This window comes from Geomonas subterranea (assembly GCF_019063845.1).
GTDB lineage: Bacteria > Desulfobacterota > Desulfuromonadia > Geobacterales > Geobacteraceae > Geomonas > Geomonas subterranea.
On record NZ_CP077683.1, the window covers coordinates 2701036 to 2727017 of the forward strand.

Consider the following 25982-nt stretch of genomic DNA (forward strand, 5'->3'; position numbering starts at 1 on the left):
GCCTTCAGGCCTTCTCATGCCTCGCCTTTCATCCCGCTCTGTAAAATCTGACAAGCGACATGAAAAGCGCGAAGGTATAGCCGTAGGTAAAGCTGTCCATGAAAAAGACCTGCTGTCCCCTTGACTCCCTTAGCCGCCGCAATCCGGCCATGGTTGCTCCGCACAGAAGCGGCACGTAAATGAGCCCGTACCCTTGCAGGTGCTTTACGTGAAAGATGTGGTTTGGAAGGATCCAGACGCTTACCACCCCGGCCAGACTTCCCAGCATGATGCTTCCGATGAACGCCAACACGGGATGCCTGCGATCGCTTCTCCGGAAAGGTTCCACAAGCGAGCGCATGCCCAACTCCACCAATACCTGAAAAACAAGGTTGGCAAACAACTCCCACAGCAAACCGAAAACCAGCTCAAAAATTGCTTCCAAAGAAACTCGTTCCTCCTGGTTGCGTCTTCACCACCCTCGATTAAGGGACGGACAGGCACACTTGTCACCATCCGCCCATTGTTTGAGCGGCTCGGAAATCTTGCCGCGCCTGGCGTGGTAGATATCAAGCTCTGTCTTGTTTTTGCCTGCGGGCCGGATCTCAGCCACGAGGGTATAGATACCGCCCCGTGGCGCCCCCGACATCTGGCTGTCGTTATACTCCTCCTGCAGCGTAAGGGAGTTTGTGTCCTTACCAACACTCTCAAAACGCGGCCGGAAAGTGGTCGAACCTCCTGTCTCCTTCAAAGCATAGTTCGGCGGATCTACCACCCGAACATTGAGGCACTTTTGAGCAAACGCTTTTACATCTGTGGTAACAGTTTTAGCCGGGCGGTTGATGATGTAATGCTCAGCCTTGCCGAAGACCTTGGCATCTTTGTACATCTCAACGAACTCTTGCCGGTTTTGTGGGACTCCTATGGCACAACCTGCAACAACAGGAACAGCGAGCAGCAAAGAAAGAGTACGAAACGACATGAGAGGAAACACCTCCTTGAGTTTCAGCCGGGTATGGTCGAGATGCCACTGCAGTTAGGCACTCTAAATTAACGACAACTCCTGTTCAAGTTAAATCTTCCCGCCGTTATCCAGATGCCCCCCAGCGGTCCGAGACTCGCACAGCGTGTCTGGTGGCTCACCCGGCGGGTTAGGCGAACGATGTACCAGTGGATGATCGGAGATCGCAGATGGGGAAAAGGCCGCGGAATGAGGATTTTTGGCTGGCCTCGCTCCGCCATAACCCCGTTGCTCCCCAGCATCGACTCGTGATAAAGTACGTCGTGTTTCTCCGACACTTATATACGCCTCCGGCAGTGCTTTATTCACCGCCCCGAAGGACTGAAAACGGTCGTATCGGCTAAAGGCGCACCATGACTTCATCCACCTATCAAGACATATATGCTGTCGTCTCACTGGTCCCGAGAGGACGAGTGGCTACTTACGGACAGATCGCGGCTTTGGCTGGCCTTCCCGGCCGGGCCCGCCAGGTCGGCTATGCCCTGAGCGCCCTCAACGATCCCTCTGTCCCCTGGCACCGCGTCATAAACGCCAGGGGAGAAATCAGCCCCCGCTCGGGCGGCAGCGAGGTGGATGAACGGCAGCGCTTGCGGCTGGAAGACGAGGGAATCCATTTCGACTCCCACGGACGCATCCCGCTCGACCTCTACCGCTGGCGCCCCTGAGCCCCTCTTACTCACGCCCCCACTCCTCCCCCTGATGCCACAGTTACCGGTTTTTTTTATGGCCGCGCCTCGCTCCGCATCCGCTCATAGGCCGTATAGTCGGGAGAAGCCGGCTGTCCGGCACGCTCCGGAGGCGTGCTATGCAGGTCCTTGTGTACCCGGACTCCTTCATAGAGCCCGCGCCATACCGCATCCGTCGTGCACCCGGCAGACAAGGCGAGTGCGAATATAAAGATGATGCGCACCATTGAATATACCTCCTTAATTTTTATGCCCTTTCCAAAGAGGTCCGCTCTTCCAGCAGGCCTGGCTTAAAGATTCACCAGTATACCAACTCCTATGTCCATGGGTTCCCATAGCACGCCGTTTCCATGTGCTGCCCGCCCCCACTCAGAAAAAACGTATTCTGCAACAACCGATTGACATTACAGGAAAAAAAGATTAAACATCACCCATTGTACTCCCGTCTCTGTCCACCACCACGACGCTCGCTTTGGCATATACAGCTTGTTCTAATCGGGTTTCTCCCTTGGAGGCTGCTGTGGATACACATTTCGCTCCCGCCGAACGCGCCACCGACGATCAACTCAAAGAAGAAATAGGGAAGGTTGCCACCAACCCGATCATCCACGAACTGCTGCACTCAATCGGCGGACTGATAGCGGTACTGGACGAGCACCGCCAGGTTGTCGGGCTGAACGACTCTTTCCTCGAAACCCTGGGGGTCGAGGACCCTTCGGCGGTTTTGGGGCTCCGCCTTGGCGAAGCGCTCGGATGCATCCACAGCCATGACGAGCCCAGCGGCTGCGGGACCACGCGCTACTGCAGCACCTGCGGCGCCGTCATCGCGATGGTCGCCGCGCTCGAAGGCGAGGAACCGGTGGAAAAGCTGTGCTCGCTGAGCACCTACAAGGGCGAGACAGCCGTCGACTACGCGATCATGGTCCGGGCCACCATCCTAAAGCTGGAGGGGCAGAAGTTCATCCTGCTCTTCCTGCATGATGTCACCCTCGAGCATCTGCGCGCGGCCCTGGAGAGAACCTTCTTCCACGACATGGGAAACATGTTCACGGGCCTTTTAGGAGCGAGCCAGTTCCTGGTCAGGGAAAACCAGTCGGAAATGGCACTCATGATCCACCGGGCCGCACTGAGGCTGCACAAGGAACTGGAGATCCAGCGCTGTCTCTTCAAAAGCAATTTCCTGGAGTACCGTCCGTCTCGCGACGACACGACCGCGGCAGAACTTCTGGCCGAACTGAATGGCATCTTCTCCAAACACGACGCCACCAACGATAAGTCGTTGCTGCTTCCCGACTCGCTTCCTTTGCTCTCGGTCAAGACCGACAAGTCACTGGCACTGCGGGTGATGGCAAACATGGTCCTGAACGCACTGGAGGCAACGGAGGAGCATGGCGAGGTGAAGGTCTGGTTCGAGCAGGAGCAGGACGCCCTGGATTTTTACGTCTGGAATGAAAAGGCCATTCCCGACGATGTGCAGTGCCGGATCTTTCAGCGCAGCTTCAGCACCAAGGAGGGATCCGGGCGCGGCGTGGGAACGTTTTCGATGCAACTGATCGGCGAGAAAATACTGGGAGGAAAGATCAGCTTCTCCTCCTCCACGCAGCAGGGAACCCTCTTCAAGTTCCGGTTGCCGGCCCACTGACCCACTCCCGTTCCGGAAACCCAGGGGCAAAAACGCCTCCCTATCCCGAAGGCGCCCTTACCTTCCCCGACTGACACCCGCCTCGCTACTCCTGATAGCAATGCTGTGATCGGGTGCTATAGTCATAGCTGTGATCATTTCGCTGTGAGAAAGGAGACAGGTATGAGTCAGTATCAGATAGCAGTCATAGTCGGGAGCCTGCGGCGCGACTCGATCAACCGCAAGCTGGCCAACGCATTGATCAAGCTGGGGCCTGCGGGTTTCTCTTTCAAGCTCCTGGAGATAGGGGACCTGCCGCTGTACAACCAGGACGAAGATGACAACCAGTCGCAGTCCGTCGTGCGGCTGAAAAGTGAGGTCAAGGCGGCAACGGGACTCATCTTCGTCACGCCCGAGTACAACCGTTCAATGCCCGGGGTGCTGAAGAACGCCCTGGACAACGCCTCGCGCCCCTACGGCACCAGCGCCTGGAACGGTAAGCCTGCGGGCATACTCGGGGCTTCCATCGGCCAGATCGGCACAGCTCTCGCGCAGCAGCACCTGCGCAACACGCTCGCCTACCTCGATGTGCCGACCATGGGTCAGCCCGAGGTGTTCATCCAGGTCAGGGAAGGTTTCTTCGACGCGGCGGGCGACATCACCAACCCGGACACGGTGAAATTCCTGCAGGGATGGATGGACCGGTACGTCCAGTGGGTGAAACGGCACGCCGAATGACGCCATCTGCATGAAAAACGAAAGCCCCCCGGCTACCGCCGGTGGGCTTTCGTTTTGGTTCATCAGGGCATTCCGGGAAAATATCCCAAAAGACTATCCCCCTCCCTGGACGGGAGGGGGGACCTCTACAGAAACTTTCTTCTGGGAGCCGCCTCCTTTAAATGATCCGCTTCGCCCCCAGGTACCGGGGCCGGTAGTAGTCGCTGTTCATGTCGGAGATGGTCACCTCCCCTTTGCCGGAGGAGGCATGGATCATCTTGCCGTCGCCAAGGTAGATCCCGACGTGCGAGGGATAGGTCGCGTAGGTCTGGAAGAAAACCAGGTCCCCCTTGCGCAGTTCCCCCGGGGGAACGTCGCTGCCGACGTTGATCTGCTCGCGGGCCGTTCTCGGCAGGTCGATCTGGTTGGCGTGGAAAACCTGCTGCACGAAGCTCGAACAGTCGATGCCGTCAGCCCCCTCTCCGCCGAACCGATAAGGGGTGCCAAGGTAGCGGGCAGCAGTTTCCTCAATGTGCTCAATGCCTGCGGCCTCAGCGCCGTTCATGGAGCGCAGATGCCCAGGGACCGGTTCGCCCTCCGCCTCCACCGTCTCCAGCTCAGCGGTCCCGCGGTAGGCGGTGGGAAGGCCGGGACCGTACGCGAAGGCGCCCGGTCCCGCCTGCGACGCCTGCATCGACGCCGCGGCCGGTCCGGAGTCTGAAACGGCCAGGGCCAGGGTGCTTTGCATCATACGGATGCGGAGCAGATCGGCCGCGACCTGGGGGGAAACAGGCTCGTGGCCCGCAGCGCCGGTGACGGAGTGCAGCAGGGCCTCGAACCCCGAAGTGGCGGGGGTAATCTTCTTTTCCACGGCGTCGCGCGACGGCGCGAATGCGGATGTCGCCTGCAAGGGATTAATGGTCATCTTGAAACACCCGATCCGGGGTCAAGCCCCGTACCTTAAGGCGCCGCGGCGGGCGCAATTTTGACGCGAGTCAACGCTTCGTCACTGTTTTCCAGACTGGAACACATGCGAGGCCCCGTTTTCCGCAGCTGATGCGACAGGAATGGGAGCGAGTGAGGTCTTACTTGCAATTTGGCAGCCAAGAAGAAGGGGGGAAAGGCTCGAGGAGAGATGGTGCGGATACTTGGCTGATGAGGGGCGTACAGGCTCAGTCGCCGAAGGCTTCGCTGTCGTAGATCTCAGCGGACTCCCGCGAGGTTTTCACCACCGTGCCGCGGTAAAGGATGTACTGCCTCTGACAGGCGCAGGAATACGACAGCCTTACGCTCCAGTGGGCTTGCACGTAACCTGGGTAATCGTTACGCAAGCCGCACTCACAGGTAAACCCGTTATCGTCGTGCTCTATATTCGCCATGAAGTCCCCCTGCCCTGCAACAACAATATAATGAAGATTCCAGCTGCACGTTCAGTTCGCAGGCTTTTTCTTGTTATATCAAGCATTTTAACATGAAGAGCGGGCCGTCGGCCCCATTAAAATAGTGGCCCGATTTTTCTGTATACGATTCTATGCAGCTTCACATGAAAGTCAACTTGGCCACTGGATCAATTGTGAGAGGCCTGTACCGTGACTGGGCGTGCTCGGTGCGGACGGCCAAAGTAAATCAAATGCCAGTTGCTTTCTTACCCGGCAATAGTGTAATGTATTCAACGCCATAGGCAACATAGCGCTCAACCACCCCGGCGCCCGCCATACAGATCGATACACGATAATACTAAACCACCCGCGAGGGTGGGACGGAAAGCCCATTGGGTCTCACGAAGACAGCCGGGATGCCGAAATATCATATTAGGCAACGCGGCTCTTTTGCACGGTAACCGAACCACGGATACTGGAGGTCTCATGCTGGCACTCGATAACACCATCGGCTGTATGGAAGTATCCGAATCCGAAGTCCTCGATCTCTACCGCTCCGCCCCGATCACCCGCACCTACGAAAAACGCTCGGAGACCATGGAAGCCTACATCTGCGCCATCAAGAAAAAGGCGCCGGTGAAGGTGTACCTCGCCCTGGTGGTAAACGACCACCGGATCTACGTCTACTCAAGCCCCGGCAAGGGGAAGAATGAGCAGGAGTACCCCGAGGAGATCGCCAAGGCCCTCGATTGCGCCAAGGCCATGGGTTTTTCCCCGGAACGGATCGATCTCAGCTACAGCCCCGCCATGCGCGAGGTGGTGGTGCGCAACACCAAAGTCCTGCGCCTGGCGGGGTCGAAGGGGAGCGGCGGCCTCAAGCACGGCCTGGCCGGCGCGCCGATCCTCCCCATCGTCAAAAAGAGCCCCGTCGACATTCCTGAACCGGTTACAGCCCCCCCTGCCCCAACAACCACCCCGTCTTCGGCACCCGCCGCTCCGCTCCGGGCCCCAGCGGCGCAGAAGGACGGCGGCGACGCAGTCATCGCGCTGGCCCAATTGCACCAGGAGCAGCGGGCCCTGGTGGCCGAGCGGGACGCCCTCTCGCAACAGTTGCGACATCTCTCGGCTCAGCACCAGGAAGCGGCAAGCCAGCTCACCGCGGCGCGGCAGCGCGCGGAGGAACTGGCCGGGGACAGGGACCAGCTGCGCTCTCACCAACGCCGGTCCGAGGAATTGTTGGCGGCAAAGGACACGTCGATCGCGGAGTTGCAGAAGCAGAGCGCCGACCTGCGCCTGGAGCTGGAGACCCTGGCGGGCCGGCATGCGGAACTGTCGCGCGAGCAGGAAGCCATGGTGGAAAACCTGGCCCGTGCCCGGCAGGACATCGCGCGGCTGACCGCTGAACGCGACGCGGCAATAGAAGGCGCGGGGGCCGCAACAAAGCAGCACCGGGAAGCGGCCGGCCTCCTCGAAGAGGCCCGCAAGGAAGCAGGGAGGACGGCAGAGGCCGCCACCCAGGGCTCCCGGCGAATAGAGGTACTGGAAGAAGCGGCGCAAAGCCTTGAAAAGGAGCTGGCTTCCCTGCGACAGGAACTGGCGGGGGTGACTTCCGATCGTGATGCGGCGCTGCAACGGCTGGCCGCACAGGAGGAAAAGGGGAGCGCCGGGACCGATCTGGACCGGCTGCGCCAGGAACTGGAGCGTGTCTGCGCCGAGAGAGACGCCGCGGTCGCGCGACTGAACGCCGCCGAAGAGCGGCAGCCCACGGAAGCCGAAGTCGAGCAGGCAGGGTCGCGCGAGGAGCTGGAGCGTCTGAAAAGTGAAAGGGACGACGCCCTGGCGCGGGCCGCGGCGCTTGAAGAAGAGCTGGAGGCGGTTCGCAGCGAGGGCTCTCGTCGCGAGGCGGACCGCATCCTTGTGCAACAAGAAAAGCCAGAGGCACCGGAGGAGACGACATCGGCGGCGGCCTTGTACGGGAGCGTGGGGGAGACCGCCGGGCCCGACGAGGAACCCTGCACTGGCCGGATCCTGCCGGGACTTCAGGATTCCGTATCGGAGTCACTACCCGCCTTCACCGAAAGCATGCTGCCTCCCTTCGATGAACTACAGGTTCCGCCTCAGATCGGATATCCCCTGGATGCCGCCGACGCCACGCCCCCTCCGGCACCGGCCAAAACCGGCGGAGATTTCTTCTTCGGCGGGCAGGACACGGCCTTTCTCCCCCTGGGGGACCTGCAGGACAGCTTCTTCTCCGCCGCCGGCGAGGGCGAACCGGTTCGCTTCCTGCTGGAAACCAGCCTGAACGCCATCGACTGCCCCACAGCCGATGACGTCCTCGAACTGCACCATTCCATCAACAACGCGTACCTCTCCCCCGAGGGAACGGGAGGGCAGGAAAGCTGCCTGGGGTACGTCTGCTGTCTGCGAAAAGGTGAATCGAAAGAGGTTTTCGCCGCCATCTACGGCACCACTAGCCACAAGACCCGGGTCTATCTCCCTGAGACCCAGCCGCAGGACGACGAATCCTACGCCAGGACGGTGCGTGGTGCCATAAGCTTCGCTGAGGAAGTGGGACTGATGATGGAGCGGGTCCCGCTCGAGGCAACCGGCCAGAAACGGCAGGATAGCCTCAAGCGGTGCCCCGCATTGAGGATGGCCGAAGCCAAATGACAGGAGTCAAGCCTGCTGTTTTCTCTTGAAAAGGAAGTCGCTCCACCGCTCCCCCGCCCTGGTGAGAGGCTGCTGCGACTTGCGTATCGGGTCACGCCCGATATGTACCCACCCGGACGATCTCCGAAAGGCCACGATCTTGTTCTCCCGGATCAGGTAGTCCAGCATATATGAAGGGACCATCTTCTCGTCCCCGTTGTGAAAAATCACCGTGATGCCCATGCCGTTCTCCGTTTGGATGTATTCCCTTTGCTGACCTGTAAAGTCGAATTCGACACCCACCTCCCTTCTTCACAAACCATGCCAGCCACTTAAGCATTCTATCCCACGGGTCCCACCGATTCAAGATCATATTCGGGCAGACGCCCCCCGCACCTGGTCGTTCCCCTGGTCGTTCCCCTGGTCGTTCCCCTGGTCGTTCCCCTGGTCGTTCCCCTGGTCGTTCCCCTGGTCGTTCCCCTGGTCGTTCCCCTGGTCGTTCCCCTGGTCGTTCCCCTGGTCGTTCCCCTGGTCGTTCCCCCCGCTTTATCCCCTTCGCCCCTTCGCCGGCGCATTCCACCCTGTTTGCCCCCCCGACCTGTCGCGCGCCTCCGGAGCCGTCACCAAAAAACGCCTCGCCCGCCCTTGCTATTTCATGAACAACTGCTAAGTTTCTACATTGTATTTGAAAACTCTAATAATAATCAGGAGGTGTTCACATGATTGTGACGGACTACGACAGCTCATAAATCCCGCCAGCACCAAATCCCCCTGTAGATCTAAATCCGCTGTGGCTTTCTTTCCGGGTCCAGAAGCAGCCTTCATGAGAGACCAGAGACAAGGAGGAGTTATGCAAGATAAGCTTTTTAGACGGTTTTCCGCTTTCTTGATTGCATCGACCGCGGCCACCGCTTTGTTGCTGGGCGGCTGCGAAGGGGACCGCGGTCCCAGGGGCGCACAGGGACCGGCGGGTACCGGCGTCTTCACGAACCTGAGTTCCTCCACTGCCGACCAGCAGGCAAACATCACCTTCGACCAGCAAAACAGCACGGTGAACAGCGTCACCATCCAGAGCCCGCCGGTGGTTACTTTCACCCTGAAGACCGCCAGCGGCCAACCGGTGGAAGGGATCGGCAGAAGGAACGCATCGGGGCAGCTGAGCAACCTCGCCTTCTCCATCGCAAAACTCATCCCCGCCAGCAACGGCACCCCGTCGCACTGGGTCAGCTACATCGTGACTACCGTCCCCACCGACGGCTCTGCCCCGCAGGCCAGCAGGCCGACCAGCGACCGTGAAGGTACCCTGGTGTACCTGGGCAACGGACAGTACCGCTACACCTTCGCGCGCGACATCAAGTTGGCCCAAAGCCAGGTCAACGCCATGACCTTCAGCGGCAACAACCGCAGAAACGACCTGGGCGACCTCACCTACGAGCCGACCCTCACCCATCGCCTGGTGGTCGCGTACGGCGGCAACATCCCCAATACCTCGCCTCAGTTGGTCTACAAGAATGCGATCAACATCGTCTACGACTTCATCCCGGCCACCGGTGCAAAGGTTACCTCGTCGACCACGGGTGCGGCCGAGCGCAACATCGTGCTCACCAAGTACTGCAACGAGTGCCACGGCAACCCGGGCGACCCCGGCGATCTCAACCAGCAGGGTTGGGGCCTTGGTATCACCACCCCGCACGCCGGGCGCGTCGACACCCGGTACTGCGTGATCTGCCACACCAGCCAGCGCGCCTACGGCAGGGCCATCTCGACCGCCACCGCCGGCGCCTTCTCCGGCAACACCTACGTGACCGCCGACGCCGGCGTGACGGATCCCACCACGGGCGAGGCACAGGTTCTGGGCGAGTTCGTCACCATGATCCACAAGATCCACATGGGTGAGAACCTGACGCAGACCGGTTACAACTACGCCGGGATCCACTTCAACGAGGTGGCTTACCCGGAGAGCGCCGCTCTCTGCCGCAAGTGCCACCGCGCCGACACCGCGCAACAGCAGGCGGTCACCCCGCAGGGGGACAACTGGCGCACCATGCCCAACCGCAAGGCGTGCGGCAGCTGCCACGACAACATCGACTTCGCGACCGGCACCAACACCACCGGCCCGGCCCATCCGGTCTACACCAACGACGCGAGCTGCAACGCCTGCCACACCCCGACGGCGATCACCGAATCGCACGCCCAGGCACTGGTGAGCCCGCTCAACCCCGTGGCTCCCGCGGGGCTGACCAACTTCAACTATGAGCTTTCCAGCGCCACGGTCGACGGCAGCAACAACCTGACCATCAAGTTCCGCATCCTCGGCAACGGCACCCCGGTCACCCTGGCCACCCCGGCCCCGGGACTCACCACGGCGCTGGCCGGCTTCACCGGCAGCCCGAGCTTCCTGCTCGCCTACGCGAGGCCGCAGCTCGAGACCGGTACTGCGATTCCGGCGGACTACAACAACCTCGGCAAGGTGGCGGCGCAGCCCGACGCGATCTCCATCGCGACGCTCCTCAACACCAACAACTCTGCGATCGGCGCCATCACCGGCCCCGACAGCAACGGCTTCTACACCGCGACCATCAACTCCGCCTCGGCCTTCCCGGCCGGTGCCCAGATGCGCGCCGTCGCGATGCAAAGCTACTTCACCCAGACCGGCTTCGCCGCCTCCATCGCCGGCCGCCACACCCGCGCCGTCATCGTCCCGGTGACCGGTGACGCGGTGCGCCGCACCGTGGTCGATCCGGACAAGTGCAGAAACTGCCATGAGTTCTTCGAGGCTCACGGCGGTCAGCGCGTCTACCAGACCCAGGTCTGCGTCACCTGCCACAACCCGAACCTGACCACCTCGGGGCGCACCATCAGCGACGCAAAGCTTGCCGGCTTCGCCTTCACCCCGATCCAACTCGGCATCCTGACCACCTGGGACCCGGCCTTCAACAAGGCGACCCCGGGTTACGCGCTCACCTTCCCCGAGTTCTCCAACAACTTCAAGGATCTCATCCACGGCATCCACGCCGGCGCGACCCGCACCAACCCGATCCGTGACGTGCGCAACGGCCCGGGCACCGGCATCACCCTGATCGCGGGCGAGGAGATCACCTTCCCGAACATGCTGGGCAACTGCGACGCCTGCCACATAACCCAGCAGAGCTACACCCCTGACGTGATCGAGGCGCTGCGCCCGAGAGTGCTCCCCTCGACCCAGGTAACCAGGAGCGCGGCCTCGGTCGCCACCCCGACCACCGCAACCCTCAACGCGGCCCGCACCACCGTCCCCAACCCCGAGGACCTCGTGGTGGCGCCGGTCACCGCCGCCTGCGTGTCCTGCCACGACACACCGCTCGCCAAGGCCCACATGAACGCCAACGGCGCGCAGCTGGGCGCGGCCCTTGCCGGCCCCTCCTACACCAACATGGGCGCCGCCCGCTCGACCCTGCCGTCGGCCACCGAGCAGTGCACCCTGTGCCACGGCCAGGGGCGCATTGCCGACGTCATCACCATGCACGGTCAAAACCGCCCGGTGCTGGTGCCAACCAGTCTCACCACGGGGAGCTCCGCGGCCCGGATGGTGAAGCTGCTCCTCAACTGGTGATGTTCCACTTATGACCCGCCGGGGGCGTTCGCGCCCCCGGTTTCGTTTGCAATTGCATTTCCCCACCGGTAACCAGATCGAACCAAGAAAGGAGGAAATGTCTTGAAAATCAAAGATAAAAAAACGACACCGGCGCCCCCCGGCACACTCAAGGCGGTGGGGAGCATCCTGTTGGCCTGCGCGCTCGTCATCTGCGGCCAGCAGACCGCCGACGCCACCGAGGTAAACGGCAACTCGGAGACCATCCTGCGCATGAGGGAGGGCGTCCTCGGCGGGGACCTGTTCCCGCTCTATGAATACCTGAACCTATCCGTGAGCGACACGGCCGGACCGGGTGCCATTTCCCTTGAGATCGGCGGCTGGGGACGCGTGGATCTCGGCGACAGGAGCTTCGACCATCGCACCGAAGGAGACATCCAGTACGGCTACCTGAGCTACCGCTCCAACCGCAACAACTTCACCCTCAACGCCGGACGCCAGTGGGTGGTGGAAGGGGTCGGCACCGAGCGACTCGACGGCCTCTACCTCAGAAGCGATCTCATGGCGGGCTTCACGGCGGCAGCCTACGTGGGGACCCCGGCCGTCACCCAGCCCAACTTCGACGGCGGCGACCTCATCTACGGCGGCCGGCTGGCCCATTCCATGCCGAAGTACTACTCGGTCGGGGTAAGCGCCCTCAGGACCGAGGTCAACGGCGACGGAATCCGCGAAGAGGAAGGGATCGACCTCTGGCTGCACCCGATGGCCATGGTCGACGTCACCGGGCGCTCCACCTACAACTCGCTCACCAGGGGGTGGATGGAACACGCGTACACGGCGAGCTTCACTCCCATGGAATCCCTGAGGCTTTCCGCCTCGCTGCAGAACGTGCACTACGACGACTACTTCTACCAGGTCACCACGAGCGCGCTCAGCCTCACCAACGGCCTCATCCTCCCGGGCGAGGAGATGTGGAACGCAGGCGGCAGCATCGGCTACAGCGCCACCAAGAACATCGGACTCTCCGCCGAGTACAACCACTACGAATACGACCTGGCCGGAGGCGCCGATTACTACGGGGTCGCCGGTAACTTCAGCACCGCGACCGGCCTTGCCGCCGGGGCATCCTTCCACCGCATGGACGGCTCCACCGACCGGCTGCGCTACAACCAGTACCGCGCCTGGGTCACCCAGAAATTCGGCCCGGCTGATCTCACCCTCGACTTCTTCGACGTCGATTTCGATGGCAGCATCAACGGGCGGGAGAACACATTTTCACTGGCGGGCGCCGCCGGTTACGATTTCAGCCGAAACCTCAGGGTCGCAGCCGACATCGACTACATACGCAGCGCGGACTTCGACAACGAGCTGCGCGGACTGGTCAGGGTCAGCTACGCCTTCGGCTTTGGAAAGGAGGGGAGATAGTGAAAAAGACAGCTTATGTGATGATGATGGGAGTTATGCTCACCTTCCTTTACGCCTGCGCCAACACCAACAGTGTCGCCCGGGTCCACCCCGAAGAGGTGAAGGGGCTGCCGCGGTGCGCGGAGTGCCATACCGATCAGTGGACGGCGCTCAGCCACCAGACCCAGGACTTCTACCTCAAGCATAAGATCTACGCGGCCCAGCAGCGCGACGTCTGCAACACCTGCCACAAGGAGTCCTTCTGTGTCCGGTGCCACGCGCACAAGGAAGAGATCAAGCCCAGCGACAAGTACAAGGACAGGCCCGAACTGTCGCTGCCTCACCGGGGCGACTACCTCAGCCGTCACAGGGTTGAGGGGAGGATCAACCCCGCTTCCTGCCTGAAATGCCACGGGCGGCAAAACAATGAGAGGTGCAAAACATGTCACAAGTAACCAGACCAGCTCAAGCTCTTGCCATGCTTTGGTGCCTTTTGGTCCTGTCGCTTGTCGGCTGCGGGGATAACAACAACCACGCCTCCTTCGATCCCGACAAGGGTGCGCACCCCGATGACTGGCTCCCGGCCCGGCATGCGGTAGCGGCCATAGGGCACCTCGAAGACTGCACGCCGTGCCACGGCACGGATTTCAGCGGCGGCATCTCCAAGGTCGCCTGCACCAGCTGCCACATGGGGAACCAGGTCGACGTCCATCCGCTTCAGTGGGACGGGCGCGACTATGCGCTGCACGGCAGCTGGATCAGGCAGCAGGTGGCCGCCACCGGGATCAACCCGGCCATCCTCACCACGGGGGCGCTGGCGACGACCTACCCGGTCCAGGCGCAGGCAGCCACGGCGCGCTGCGCCACGGCCCTTTGTCACGGCACCGACTACCGCGGCGTACGCAATTCCGGCCCCTCCTGCTTCGACGATCAGCCCGGGGTCGTCGACTCGAGCTGCCACGCGGGCAGTGCCTTCTCGGCCCATCCCCTGGACTGGTTCCCGCCCAGGCTGACCGTCAGGGCCGGCATCGCGATGCCGACCATACTCCCCGCCCACGCCCCCTACGTCCAGAACTACGGCGCCGCGGAATGCATCATCCCTGTCTGCCACGGCAACGGTTCTCCACCGACCATCAACGTCGGCGCCGGGAGCACCAGGATCACGGGCACCACCCCGACGACGCCCAACTTCCAGAACTTCGGCTACCCCGGCTTCGTCAGCTTCACTACCGGCCGCACCCAGGTCACGGTGACCAACACCGGGCGCCTCTGCGCGGCCTGCCACACCTGAGAAATACCGCACCCTGGAAAAAAAGGGGGCCCCTGGCCGCAAACCGGGAGCCCCCTCTTTTTTGTTCATACGGAATCCCCCGGGACCTTTCCACCCGTTACTCGGAGGGCAGGGCGCCGGGGCGGATCACGCCTCGCTCAACGCCACGGCGACCTCTTCGAGCTCCCGGGTCTGCCGCTCGGGGTTCCACCCAAGTTCCGCCGTCATCAGCTCGACCACTGCGGGCGCAGCGGCCCGGGCTCCCTTGCGGTCCAGGAGTCCCAGGGGGATGCGCCGCTCCAGGAAGTCGAGCGCGCACAGCGCCATCTCGTGCTGCACCGCGTAGAGCACCTCACCCTTGAGGTAGGGGTGCCCCGGGATGAGCCTCCCCCCCAGGGCCCCGCGGCAGTACTCGGCCACCTGCAGGGAGCGGTCCCCGTAGGAGCGGTGCAGGTGCCTGATGACATCGGAGGGAAAGCCGTGTTTTCGTTCCAGTTCCTTCAGCAACTCCTCTGAGAAGTTCTCGCCCCCTTGCAGCACGATGCGGTCGGTGCGGCAGGGATGGGTGGGGGTCAGCCCCGCGTTAGTGACCGCGAAATTTACCGCGTCCAGCGCCATTTTGCGGTAGGTGGTCCACTTGCCGCCGACGATGGTGATGAGACCGGTCGGGGAGCAGCTGACGACATGGTCGCGGGCGAGTTCGGCGGTGTCGGCGGTGAAGGGGTCGTGCACCAGCGGCCTGAGCCCGGCCCAGGAAGCGGTGATGTCGGCGGGTTTGGCGCCCAGGTTGAAGTAGCGCCGCAGGTGGCGCAGCAGGTAATCGACGTCCTTCTCCCGCGCCACCGGCACCGTACCCGCCTCGGCCGGCTCCTCGGTGGTCCCCACGAGGCAGTTCCCCTCCCAGGGGAGGATGAAGAGCACACGGCCGTCGTCGGTCTTGGGGATCATGACCCCGGCCCCGGCGGGGGCGAAGCGCCCGGGGAGGATGATGTGGATGCCGCGGCTCACCCTGAGCAGGGAGGCGGCGGTCGGGTCGTCCAGGCGCCGCACGATGTCGGCGGAGGAACCGCAGGCGTTCACCACGCAGCGGGCCCGGATCTGCCAGGAGGCGCCCACCAGCGGGTCGCGCACCAGGGCCCCGGCCACCCTCCCCTTCTCCCGCATCAGCGCCACCACCTCCACGTAGTTGCCGATCACCGCCCCTTCCCGGGAGGCGGTCTGCGCCAGGGCCACGTTCATGCGCACGTCGTTGAACTGCCCGTCGTAGTACTGCACCCCTCCCTTCAGCCCCTCACCCCGGATCATGGGGAAGCGGCGCAGCATCTCGCCGCGCCCGACGAAGCGGCTGTGGCCGAGCCCCGCCTCGCCCGCCATGAGGTCGTACAGCTTGAGCCCCGCCCAGACGTAGGGGACCTGGGCCAGACCGTAGAGGGGGGTAACCAGGGTGAGCCGCTGGCAAAGGTGCGGGGCGATCTTCAAGAGGATGTCGCGTTCGTGCAGCCCGTCGCGCACCAGGTTGAACTGAACCCGGTCCATGTGCAATACCGCCGACTCCAGGTAACGCACCCCGCCGTGGATGAGCTTGGTGCTCTTGCTGCTGGTGCCGCAGCCGAAGTCGCCCCGCTCCACCAGCGCCACCGACAGTCCGCGGTTGGCCGCGTCGACCGCGATGCCGCACCCCGTCGCGCCCCCTCCTATCACCAGCATGTCGAAGGTGCGCCCGCTTTTCAGTATGTCCAGGTTCGCGTTCCGGTCCGTCACCACTGCCTCCAAAAACTAAATCTTTTAAATCAAAGGCGATTTTTTAACGCAAAGCCGCAAAGGCGCAAGGTAAAACCCTTATACTGCGAATCCCTCCAGCAAGGTTTCCGCCTTAACCGGTTTGGCTTGCCGTGCCGATTTCCTTTGCGACTTTGCGTCTTTGCGTTAAATAAGCTTTTGTCTTTAACGCCTTTCTTCCCGCGCCCTTCTTACTTAGCCCAACCAAGCGAGAGTTGCACGCACTTTTTCCAGCCGCGGTGCATTTCCTCGCGGCGCTCCCGCGTCAGGCGCGGGTCGAAGCGCCGGTCCAGGGCCCACAGGCTCCCGATCCGCTCCGTGTCCAGCACCCCGGCGCCGATCCCCGCCAGGAAGGCGGCTCCCAGCGAGGTGCTTTCGGTGCAGCGGGGTCTCAGCACCGGGGCGCCCAGAAGGTCGGCCTGGATCTCAAGGAGGAGGTTGTTGCGGGTCGCCCCGCCGTCCACCCTCAGTTCGCTCAGGGCGATGCCGCTCGCGCTTTCCATGGCGCGGATCGCGTCCACGGTCTGAAAAGCGATCGCCTCCAGGGCGGCGCGCGCCAGGTGGCCCCTGCCGCTGCCGCGGGTGAGACCGGCGATCACCCCCCTGGCATAAGGATCCCAGTACGGGGTGCCCAAGCCGGAGAGCGCGGGCACGAAGTACACCCCGCCCGTGTCGGCGACGCTGCCGGCGAGCGCCTCGACCTCGCCCGGGGCTCCGATCACCCCCAGCCCTTCCTCCAGCCACTGCACCGCGGCGCCCGCTATGAAGATGGATCCCTCCAGGGCGTACCGCACCGGTTCCCCCGGCAGTTGCCAGGCGATGGTGGAGAGCACCCCCTCGCCGCTCGCAGGAGTGACGCCGCAGTTCATGACCACGAAGGCTCCGGTGCCGAAGGTCGCCTTGGCCATACCGGGAGCAAAACAACCCTGCCCGAACAGCGCGGCCTGCTGGTCGCCCGCCACGCCGGTGATGGGTATAACGGCGCCCACCACCTCCGCGCAGGTATGGCCGAAGTGGGCGGCGCTGCCGCGAACCTCCGGAAGCATGGCGCGCGGGATCTTGAACAGCCGCAAGAGCTCATCGTCCCACTCGAGGCTGTGGATGTTGAAGAGCATGGTGCGGCTCGCGTTGGAGAGGTCGGTGACGTGGCTTTTGCCGCCGGTCAGCCGGAAGATGAGCCAGGAATCGACCGTGCCGAAGCAGATCTCCCCCCGCTCGCACCGCGCCCTGAGCCCCGGCACGGCATCGAGGAGCCAGGCGATCTTGCTGGCGGAGAAATACGGATCGAGCAGCAGGCCGGTTTTCTGCCGCACCATCGCCTCAGCACCCTCCCGCTTCAGGACCTCGGTGAACTCGGCGGTGCGCCGGTCCTGCCAGACGATGGCCCGGTGCAAAGGCTTCCCGGTGGCGCGCTCCCAGATCACCGTGGTCTCACGCTGGTTGGTGATGCCGATGCCGGCCACGCCCCCCCCGCCCGGCACGGAGAGCACGCGGCGGATGCAGTCGAGCTGCCCAAGCCAGATCTCCTCCGGGTCGTGCTCCACCCACCCCGGCTGCGGATAGTGCTGGGTGAGCGGCTGCGAGAAGGTTGCGACGGCATTGCCGTCACTGCCGTAGAGGGTGGCCCGGCTGCTGGTGGTGCCCTGGTCAATGGATAGGAGCTGGCTCACGCGTCCTCCTGTAAAGGGATAAGGGGACAGGCACCTGGCGGAGCCAGTCCCCTATTTGAACCTGAAGATGAACCGGGTTCCCACCCGCTCCTCCTGGCGCTGCCCGGTGTAGGACCATCCCGTGACCGGGTCCTGGTCGTAGTAGAGCATGACATCGGTGCGTGGCGTGAGATGCACCCCGAACTCGCCGGTCCATCTGAGCGGGGTGTGAGACGGGTTGAGAAAATCGTAGCCGGTGCGCCAGCCGGCCTCGGGGCGGGTGCCGAGCTCCGCGCCGCCGGCAATGCCCCTGCTCTCGACGGTTACCACGGAGAGCTTGGCGGCGGCCGAGAGGTAGAAGGTTTCCGCCAGCGAAAGGCGCCAGCCCGCCTGGGCGTGCAGGCGGTGGGTCGACTGCTCGAGACCTCCGTGCAGCTCCTGCCCGGTCCCCCGGTAGCCGACGCCAACTTCAGGCGCCAGCGTCAACTGGTAGGTGGGGCTGTAGCTGAGCCCCGCGTTGGTGAGCAGGCGGTCCGTTTCGAAAAAGCGCCCCGCCGCTGCCGGTTCGGCATGTATCGAGGTGTCCATGGGATCCGAGAGGATGGGCGCGCCAAGTCCTGCAGCGTACAGCTCCATGACCTGGAACAGTAGTAATGAGAGGGCAGCCACCAGAACTTTCATGGGGAACAGTGTAGCAAAAATCCTATTCACCCGCTTGCTATTATTAATTAACAACGCCCCGCGCCCACAAAGGAGAAAGGGCCCCGGAAACGTTCCGGGGCCCCTTCTTCGCCTCTTTGGCCGAGGCGCTTACTGCTCCTGCGACTTGGCGCAGGGTTAATGGTTCACGTTAGTCGTCGCCGACCACCGAGAACCTGTGGGCGTTCCAGATGGCGTTCGGACCGGTGGTGCCGTGGCAGGTGATGCAGGCCTCACCGGCGGGGTTGACAGCGCTGCGGTTCACATTGACCTGGCCGCCCATGGTGGCGAAGTGGGCCAGGGCGTTGGGCCTGCTGTGGCAGGCACGGCAGGTTGCGGTGAACGGCGAGTTCACCTTGTCCTGCAGGTTGGGCAGGGATTTACGGTCCGCGTCGACCTGGGTCACGTTGTTGCCGACGCCTGCCGCGGTCTGCAGGGTCAGGGCCACGCCAGTCGTGGTCTGCCAGGTGCTCGGCTGTACCTTGTCACCGATGCGGGTGTAGGTCGCCTTGGAGGCGTCGACCGCGCCGCTGCTGGTCAGGGTGTCTTTGTGGCAGGCCCTGCAGTCCTTCAGGACGCCCGGGAAGGTGACTTCCTCGAAGTTGAAGTCGAAGTCGCCGCTGGTGCCCCTGTCGCGTACGAAAGCGAGCGGGATACCGACCACGAGGGAGTTGTTGCCGGCGTGGATGCCGTGGACCATGTCCTTGAAGTTGTTGGACGCTTCCGGATACTGGGTCGGGTCGTTACCCAGGGCCGCCACCAGCTCGGTCATGGCGTCCTTGGATTCTTGGCTGATGGTGCCAGTGAAGGCGCTGCCGGTCAGGAAGTTGGTGACGGCTGCCAGCGAGGTGCCGACGGGGTTGGCCACGATGAACTGGATCAGAGACTGTTGCGCGCCGCGGCCGGAGGTGGAGAGGTTCGGCACGTGGCACAGGGCGCAGATCGCCTCGCCCACGGTATCCTTGCCGATCACGCGGTTGCCGCCGTGCCCTTCGAACCACTCGTGGCAGTTGGCGCATTTGGCGGAGTCGATGACCACGCGGCGCACGGTGTCGCCGGTAACGGTTTTCACCGAGGAGAGGGCGTGGCGTGCGGTGTTGGCCGCGATGCCGCCGGTGCCTGCCGCCTGGGTGAAGTACCCCTGCAGGCCCACGGCCCTCATGGTGGCGCCGACCGGGAAGGCGGAAGCGGAGTTGACGGTCACGGTGTAGTAGCCGCTGCTGTCCGGGGTACCCAGGGTGCCGGTGGTACCGCCGACGAGGCTCGCGATGGAAACGGATTTCGGCTGGGCCGCCTTCACGCCGAGGTTGTTGTAGTCGCCCGAGTAGAGCGATGCCGGCTGGTTCGCGGTGTCCTTGAAGTAGGCGAGCAGGAAGCTCGGGCCGCCGGTGTAGCCGACCAGCGGGTTGGTCGAGTTGCCGTCGAAGACCACGTTGGTCTTGGCCGCGGTGAGCGAACCGGTGTTCTTCTGGATCCTGAACTTGATGCTCAGGTTGTTGGTGACCGCATCGACCGTGGCGCTGGCGACTTCGTAGTAGAAGTTGGTGAGGCCGGCCGGGGTGTTCGGGTTGTTCGGAGTCGCGATCTCGGTCTGGTGCAGGAGGTCGGCATCGGCATGGCAGCCGACGCAGTTGGCGTCGCTGGCCTGTGCGCCCGCGGCATGGCCCGCGCCGGTCGCGAAGTTCACGCCGTCATGGCAGGCCCCGCAAGCCTTGCGGCTCGGCTTGGTCTTCCAGTTGTTGGCCTGGGGTGCCAGGGCGAGCTGATCGGCGTTGTCCCCCTTGTGGCACTGGCGGCAGTTGCGCACGTCCTTGGGCAGGATGACCTCGTTGAAGAGTACGCCCGCGTAGTTGTAGTTGGTCTTGGTCAGCTTGTTGCCCATGTGGATCTTGTGGATCATGGTCACGAACTCGCCCGCAACCTCGCCGTCGGCGATGTAGGTCGATGCCGAGGTGATGGCGCCGCTGGCATCCGTGGTGATGGCCGGGAAGGCGCCGGAGGTGGACGCCACGTTGGTCCTGCCGATCGCCCTCTGCGAGGTGTGGCACATGAGACAGTACCTGGCATCGCCGCGGCCGCCGTGCGGGGTGGTGACGCCGATCTTGCCGTGGCACTCGTTGCAGGCGGCGGTGGTGATCATGTCTTTGACCACGGTCGGAGCGACGTCAGGGGTCGCCGGGACGAAGGTGGCCACGAAGTACTTCTCGTTGTAGAAGTTGCTGAGCGTCGAGCCGTCGTTCAGCTGGGCGATGGACGGGGTGGAGCGGACCCCTACCATGAGCCGGTGGGTCAGGTTGGCGTTGTAGGTCACCATGCCGCCGGTGCCGGCCTTGATGTCCTTGCCAAAGATGACGGTGTAGGAGCCGTCGCCGTTGTCGATGACGGTATAGCCGGTGTCGGTGGTGGGACGGCTGGTAGCGGTCACCATGTAGGAGAGCCACTGGTCGGGGCTGCCGCTGGTGCCGGGCTGCAGCTGGGCGATGACCAGGTTGAAGGCCTTAAGGCCCCTGATCCCCTTGCCGGTGTCCTTGTTGATGACGGTGAAGCTGACGATCGGCTTGCTCCCCGGGATGGAGACCGAGCTGATGGAGCCGTCGAGCGTCGTGTTGTCCAGGTCCTCGGCGCCGAGGGTGTTGGCATCCTGTGCCGGCAGCAGGGCTGCGGAACTGAACTTGCCGGAGAGGGCCAGGCCGTTGGTGCTGTAGGCGAGCGCCTGGCCGCCGTTGTTGACCCAGAGGCTGGCCGCGTCGGTGTAGGTCTTGCTGACCGAGGCGAGGGTCTGGTTTGCGTCACCCAGAATGCCGGTGAGTCCCAGAAGCTGCGACTCAAGGATGGTCCTGTTGGTGCTGTCCTGGCTGATCACGATGCTGATCGGGTTGGAGCCGGTGACGGCGCCGGCCGCGGGAGGATTACTCAGATCGATGGGGACCACGGTGCGGAAGGTTCCCTGGGCCACGACCGCCTTGAAGACGAGGATCGTCTTGGTGGCAGGCAGGTTGAAGGTGAGGTTGCTGAAACTGCCGTCCGTACCGATGGCTGCGGTACCGAGTTGCGCACCGTCCAACGCGTTGTAGACGAAGACGTTGTTCAGGGCACCAGCCGAGGTAGAGGACAGGAAGACGCTCTTCGCGGCTGCCTTGGCGACGTCTACCTTGCCGCTGACGGTCACCTCCGTTCCCTTCTCGGTGCGCTTGGTGCTGGACCCTCCTCCGCTGCAACCTGCAAGAGGCAACAGCACGCATACTAAGAGTGCTACGAGGTACCTTAGGTTTCTGCCGATCATAGTCTCCTCCTGTTTTTAGTGTCCTGCGTCGCTCTACATCGTGGCCATCTGTAAGCTGTAAGTAAGTAAAGTCCTCCTTTAGATCGTGATGTCGCTCCGTTTATGAACTAGGGATTCACCTGCCCGCTGACCGTCACGCCCAGGGACGGACGGTTCGCAGTTACCGAAAGTGCCGTGCTTGCCGCCGAGCGGTTGCCTGCGGCGTCGAAGGCTTTCACCGTGTAGGAATAGGTGGTGGCCGAGGTGACCGAGGCATCGGTGAAGCTTGTCGCTGTGGCCGTGCCGACCTTGACGCCGTCACGGAACACGTCGTAGCCAGTGACGCCCACGTTGTCGGTCGAGGCGCCCCAACTGAGGGCGACCGAGCTGGTGGTGCCAGTGATAGCCGTGGTCACCGCTGCGAGGCCGGTGGGCGAGGTAGGGGGCGTCAGGTCCAGCTGCGCCAGCAGGTCGCCGGAGAGTTGCCCGCTCACGGTGACGCTTAGCGAGGCCTGGTTCGGCTTCACCGACAGCGGGGCGCTGGCGGACGAGAAGTTCCCTGCCGCGTCGAAGGCCACCACCGTGTAGACGTAGGTGACGTTGGAGGTGACCGGCGAATCGATAAAGGTGGTGGTGGTCGTGGTGCCGATCTTGGCGCCGTCGCGGTACACCTCGTAGCCGGCCACGGCGTTGTTGTCGCTGGCCGCGGTCCAGGTCAGGATGACGGTGCTGGTGGTGGAGTCGATGGCAGCGGTGGTTGCCGACAGCCCGGTTACCGCCGACGGGGCCGTGATATCGGTGAAATTCGGCTCGAGCGGCGGGTTGGTGACCTGGGCGATCATGCTGACCACTGCCGCGGCGATCGCTCCCGGGTGGTCTGCGGCGACCTGGGTGGCCGCGCTGGTGAAGACGCCCACGAAGGTCTGGTACGCGGGGAGGGCCGGGTTGACGTCGGCGATGGCCTGGTTGATCACGGTCATCGCTGCCGTGGTGTCGGTGACGGTGCCGCCGGCCTTGGAATCGACGATCATCTGGTCGATGACCATAAGGGCGGCCAGGTAGGCCGTACTCTGGGCCGGCGGTGCCAGGATGTCGGTGACGTTGAACAGTGCCCCCACCTGCGCGTTGGCCGCGACGATCGCGCTCTGCAACACTGCGGTGGTGACGGTCGTGACTGCGGCCTTCTGCTCCAGGATGAGGGGGAGCTTCTGGAAGGCGGCCTCGGTGAGCGGAGTCACCGCGACAGGGACGTCAGGGTTGAAGTTGTCCACCACCGCGCTAAAGGAATCTGTCGCCGTGAAGGGGACCGCTAGCCCGGTGCTCTCGCTCAGGTAGGTGGCGCCGGCCCGGCCGGTAACGGTGACCACCACCGGCCCGGTGACCGAGGCAGGAATCCTGACCGCATAGCTGCCGTCATTACCGGTGGCGCCAGTGCCGAGCAAGGCACCACGGCTGCCGTTCAGCTGCAGCCGGTTCACCGAGACCAGGGCGCCGACGATGGGGCCCTTCATGGCGACACCGGAGATTATCCTCGTGCCACCACCGCCGCCACCGCCGCCGCCACCGCAGCCGATGAGGAGCAACGGCAGGCAGAGAAGCAGTAACGCCGCCACAACCTGTTTTTTCCAGGGAATGCACATATTATTTTCTCCTTCTACTAGAATCAGGAAAATGATCGCGCCTTCTCGCTAGTTCTCCGCCGGGAGCGGGTTACCGCTGCCGTGGCAGCCGTTCTTGATGCAGGACGGGCCGCTGGCGAACGCGCCGGCCAGGGTTGTGCCATGACAGACCGCGTTGCGGCAGGTAGTGAAGCTTATGCGCGGCGCGGTCTCGAAGTAGTTGACGTGGCCCGCGATGTTGGCCGCGGTGCTGGCCCCTACCCCGCCCCACTGGTGGATCTGCGGGGCCTCAGCCGTTCCATCCATGTGGCAGGTGGTGCAGGCAGGGCCGGAGCCGGTCACCCCGGTGAGTGCGGGGCCGTGACATTCAGCTACCTTGCATGAAGCGTTGCCGTTGGTCTCCACGTAGCCGGCATGGAGGGCATAGGCAAGCCCCCCCCACAGTACCGGGTGCACCGAGGTGGCGCTGCCGGCGTGGCACCCCGTGCCGCTTACCGGATCCTTCATGCAGGAGACCTTGGCGATCCCCCCCTTCAGGTTGTCGCCATGGCACTCAACGCAGCCGTTGATGTCTTCCTCGGCGGCCACGCTGTGACCCGCCGGGAGCCAGTTAGCCGGATGCTTGCCGGCCGCGGGGTCGAAGCTCGCCTGCGGGTTCGCGTCCCCGCAACCCGACAGGGCCAGCGCCAGCGCACCAAGAACGGCGAAAGACAGAACTTTCGTTGTTATTTGTGGCATGTCAGGCACCTCTCGTTGTTGGTACGTCCGTGGCACTTGGCGCACGACGCAGGATTGATCTTGCCGTCGATCCTGTGCTGGCTCATGTAATCACCCCGGTGCGGCAGGTTCCTTTCCACCGCCTCGGAGAACTTCACGTTCGGCTTCAGCTCTTCTTTGTGCGCATGGCAGTCGGAGCAGAAGGATTCGGCGTGGCAGGAAGCACAAGCCCTTCTGGCGTTGCTGGCAAAGACGCTGTGTTTTTTGAAGAAGTCCACGGCCTGGTGGTTCATGGCCGCATAGGCATCGGTGTGGCACTCGGTACAGTTGGGCGTACCGGTCACCGCCTCAGGGTGGATCAGCGCACCGCTCTTGGTGTTGGCGCAGGCAACGAGAAGGAGCGCCATGAGCGGAACCATCAACAGAATCAGTATTTTACTTTTCACTCTTGCCCCCCTTTTCGCCACACTTCATATCGAAAGCGTAGGCAACTTTCACGAGCGCTCTCCACTCCCTGTCGAAATCCGGGCTCTGCGAGTACTCGATGTCCCCACCTACCTTGAGCTTTTCGGTGACCTCGTAACCCGCGATGCCGGTGAGTGCGTAGCTGCTCTTCATGCCGTCGATGGGGCGATCGAAGAGGACGTTGTAGAAGTCGACGCCGAACTCGGCGTGGCCCGTCTTCTTCAGGGCATAGAGCCGGTAGTCGTAATAGCGGGTGCGGTCGCTGGAACCATCCATCCGGTGCCCGGAGGCCCCAAGCGAAAGGGCGTCGGCGGTGGTGTACGCGACCTTCCCTCCCACGTAGTCCGCGGAGCCGAGGATCTCGTAGCCGTAGTTTTTGTACTCGGCCGCGAGGGTCAGGTTCTTCACCGGGGTCCAGGCTGCGCTGGCGCCGGCCGCGGTCACCTTTTCCCTGGGGTCAAGCAGCCCGCCGTTGTTTTGGAGGGCAAAGGCCGTGGTGGTCACGTTGTAGAAGTAATCCTGGTAGTTGATCCTCGAGAAGTCCGCGCTGAGGGTCACCGCGTCGATGGGGGCGACGGAGAGGGTGTAGGCATGCTCCATCCAGCCGTCGGTGATCGAGTTGTAGGAGGAACGACCGGTGAGATCGACCTGCTTCACCGGATGCACCCAGAGGTCGATCCCCTCTTCCTCGCGGTCGCGCGCGATGTCGCTCTCGTTTCTGAGGGCGCTCACGCCGACCGCGTAGAGGCCGGGCTTGCCCTGGGCCACCCGCCCGCCGTAGATGAAGTCCCCCCCCTTGTAGTTGGGGGTCGTCACCACCGGCGAACCGACGAAGGCCGCCGCCGTTATGCCGGCCGCGAAGTCGCTGCGCGCATAGAGGCCGTCCACACGCTCGGTGGCGACACCCTCGGTGATGAACTGGCGCCCGGCGTTAACCACCAGGTTGTTCTTCGACGCCTGGTAGCTCAGGTAACCGTACTGCAGGTCGCCGTCGGTGTAGTGATCGGTCGACTTGTCGACGAGGTCGACGCGTCCCCAGGCGCCCAGGTGCAGCGAGGTGGCGCTACCGTCCTTCTCCGCCGCGGTTACCGAGAAGCGCAGGTACTCGTAAAGCGGGTAGAGGTCATCCTTGTTGATCGACCTGGTCATGCGCAGGTAAGTGTTGGAGCTCCCGGTGATGGTGTAGTCCGCAGCCATAACCGGCTGGGCCAGCATCACCGACGACGCGGCCAGCATCACCCACGCAATCTTCGGCAGACTGCGTTGTTCGCGTCCTGATCTTTTCTCTTGGTGGCTTATCAAGACATCCCCTCCTTTTCCGTAGTATGAATCGTTCTTCTCGAAATCCGCTGCTACGTCGGGCGTACGTCAGGCGCCGGCTCGGCACGTAAAGTCGCCTCGCGGGCATAAACCATATTTATTAGCTTTTACTACTTTGCTGTACGGAAACTACCTGGGAATACTCTTGGACGTGCTGGCACACCTACCACCACTA

Annotated in this window: 21 protein-coding genes and 1 riboswitch; of the genes, 8 read left to right on the top strand and 13 right to left on the bottom strand. The window is 63.2% G+C overall.

All coding sequences use genetic code 11. The annotated features are described in order from the left end of the window. Nucleotides 1–28 precede the first annotated feature (28 nt). Nucleotides 29–424, bottom strand: a complete 396-nt coding sequence (locus KP001_RS11730; protein WP_217285830.1) for a hypothetical protein — start codon at nt 422–424, stop codon at nt 29–31. Between the two features lie 27 nt (nt 425–451). Next, nucleotides 452–961 (bottom strand): hypothetical protein, encoded by a 510-nt coding sequence (locus KP001_RS11735; RefSeq protein WP_217285831.1) that lies wholly within the window; start codon nt 959–961, stop codon nt 452–454. A gap of 392 nt (nt 962–1353) precedes the next feature. Between KP001_RS11735 and KP001_RS11740 the strand changes: the two genes are divergently transcribed. The 3 genes from KP001_RS11740 to KP001_RS11750 all read left to right on the top strand — a co-directional run bounded on the left by KP001_RS11740 (nt 1354) and on the right by KP001_RS11750 (nt 4045). After that, nucleotides 1354–1665, top strand: a complete 312-nt coding sequence (locus KP001_RS11740) for an MGMT family protein (RefSeq protein WP_217285832.1) — start codon at nt 1354–1356, stop codon at nt 1663–1665. Between the two features lie 541 nt (nt 1666–2206). Further along, on the top strand, nt 2207–3328 hold the full coding sequence (locus KP001_RS11745) for a sensor histidine kinase (RefSeq protein WP_217285833.1): 1122 nt from the start codon (nt 2207–2209) through the stop codon (nt 3326–3328). 162 nt (nt 3329–3490) lie between these two features. Then, nucleotides 3491–4045 carry an NADPH-dependent FMN reductase gene (locus tag KP001_RS11750; protein WP_217285834.1) on the top strand — a complete coding sequence of 185 codons (555 nt, stop codon included), beginning with the start codon at nt 3491–3493 and terminating at the stop codon, nt 4043–4045. A 157-nt stretch (nt 4046–4202) separates the two neighbouring features. On the opposite strand, the gene KP001_RS11755 is transcribed toward KP001_RS11750, so the two are convergent. Further along, the gene (locus KP001_RS11755; RefSeq protein ID WP_217285835.1) at nt 4203–4949 is read right to left on the bottom strand and encodes a C40 family peptidase; all 747 of its coding nucleotides are present in this window, start codon (nt 4947–4949) and stop codon (nt 4203–4205) included. 247 nt (nt 4950–5196) lie between these two features. Next, a complete protein-coding gene (locus KP001_RS11760; RefSeq protein WP_217285836.1) occupies nt 5197–5403 on the bottom strand; it encodes a hypothetical protein in 207 nt (68 codons plus the stop codon). Nucleotides 5404–5750: 347 nt separating this feature from the next. Then, nucleotides 5751–5827, top strand: a riboswitch (cyclic di-GMP riboswitch). Between the two features lie 62 nt (nt 5828–5889). On the opposite strand from KP001_RS11760, the gene KP001_RS11765 reads away from it, so the two are divergent. Continuing rightward, nucleotides 5890–8073 (top strand): coiled-coil domain-containing protein, encoded by a 2184-nt coding sequence (locus KP001_RS11765; RefSeq protein WP_217285837.1) that lies wholly within the window; start codon nt 5890–5892, stop codon nt 8071–8073. A 6-nt stretch (nt 8074–8079) separates the two neighbouring features. Here KP001_RS11765 and KP001_RS11770 read toward each other — a convergent pair whose 3' ends face one another. Next, entirely contained in the window at nt 8080–8295 is a 216-nt protein-coding gene (locus KP001_RS11770; protein ID WP_217285838.1) for a GSU3473 family protein, read from the bottom strand. A 607-nt stretch (nt 8296–8902) separates the two neighbouring features. On the opposite strand from KP001_RS11770, the gene KP001_RS11775 reads away from it, so the two are divergent. The 4 genes from KP001_RS11775 (at nt 8903) to KP001_RS11790 (ending at nt 14318) form a co-directional block, all read left to right on the top strand. Then, complete coding sequence (locus KP001_RS11775; protein WP_217285839.1) at nt 8903–11644, top strand: OmcA/MtrC family decaheme c-type cytochrome; 2742 nt, start codon at nt 8903–8905, stop codon at nt 11642–11644. Nucleotides 11645–11746: 102 nt separating this feature from the next. Next, complete coding sequence (locus tag KP001_RS11780; RefSeq protein WP_217285840.1) at nt 11747–13048, top strand: porin family protein; 1302 nt, start codon at nt 11747–11749, stop codon at nt 13046–13048. Beyond that, complete coding sequence (locus KP001_RS11785; RefSeq protein ID WP_217285841.1) at nt 13048–13482, top strand: cytochrome C; 435 nt, start codon at nt 13048–13050, stop codon at nt 13480–13482. The genes KP001_RS11780 and KP001_RS11785 overlap by 1 nt, the downstream gene beginning before the upstream one ends. Beyond that, the gene (locus KP001_RS11790) at nt 13470–14318 is read left to right on the top strand and encodes a cytochrome C (protein WP_217285842.1); all 849 of its coding nucleotides are present in this window, start codon (nt 13470–13472) and stop codon (nt 14316–14318) included. The genes KP001_RS11785 and KP001_RS11790 overlap by 13 nt, the downstream gene beginning before the upstream one ends. A gap of 126 nt (nt 14319–14444) precedes the next feature. Here KP001_RS11790 and KP001_RS11795 read toward each other — a convergent pair whose 3' ends face one another. From KP001_RS11795 to KP001_RS11830, 8 genes are all read right to left on the bottom strand, one after another. Beyond that, nucleotides 14445–16058, bottom strand: a complete 1614-nt coding sequence (locus KP001_RS11795; protein ID WP_217285843.1) for a glycerol-3-phosphate dehydrogenase/oxidase — start codon at nt 16056–16058, stop codon at nt 14445–14447. A gap of 209 nt (nt 16059–16267) precedes the next feature. Next, nucleotides 16268–17746, bottom strand: coding sequence for a glycerol kinase GlpK (gene glpK, locus KP001_RS11800; protein ID WP_217285844.1), 1479 nt, complete (start codon nt 17744–17746; stop codon nt 16268–16270). Between the two features lie 51 nt (nt 17747–17797). Next, nucleotides 17798–18406 (bottom strand): hypothetical protein, encoded by a 609-nt coding sequence (locus KP001_RS11805; protein ID WP_217285845.1) that lies wholly within the window; start codon nt 18404–18406, stop codon nt 17798–17800. A 169-nt stretch (nt 18407–18575) separates the two neighbouring features. Further along, nucleotides 18576–21707 (bottom strand): OmcA/MtrC family decaheme c-type cytochrome, encoded by a 3132-nt coding sequence (locus tag KP001_RS11810; protein ID WP_217285846.1) that lies wholly within the window; start codon nt 21705–21707, stop codon nt 18576–18578. 107 nt (nt 21708–21814) lie between these two features. After that, nucleotides 21815–23326 carry a fibronectin type III domain-containing protein gene (locus KP001_RS11815; RefSeq protein ID WP_217285847.1) on the bottom strand — a complete coding sequence of 504 codons (1512 nt, stop codon included), beginning with the start codon at nt 23324–23326 and terminating at the stop codon, nt 21815–21817. 48 nt (nt 23327–23374) lie between these two features. Then, on the bottom strand, nt 23375–24043 hold the full coding sequence (locus KP001_RS11820; protein ID WP_217285848.1) for a hypothetical protein: 669 nt from the start codon (nt 24041–24043) through the stop codon (nt 23375–23377). Further along, nucleotides 24031–24468 (bottom strand): cytochrome C, encoded by a 438-nt coding sequence (locus KP001_RS11825; RefSeq protein WP_216511948.1) that lies wholly within the window; start codon nt 24466–24468, stop codon nt 24031–24033. The genes KP001_RS11820 and KP001_RS11825 overlap by 13 nt, the downstream gene beginning before the upstream one ends. Next, nucleotides 24458–25789 (bottom strand): hypothetical protein, encoded by a 1332-nt coding sequence (locus KP001_RS11830; protein ID WP_217285849.1) that lies wholly within the window; start codon nt 25787–25789, stop codon nt 24458–24460. Before KP001_RS11830 ends, KP001_RS11825 begins: the two co-directional genes overlap by 11 nt. Nucleotides 25790–25982 lie beyond the last annotated feature (193 nt).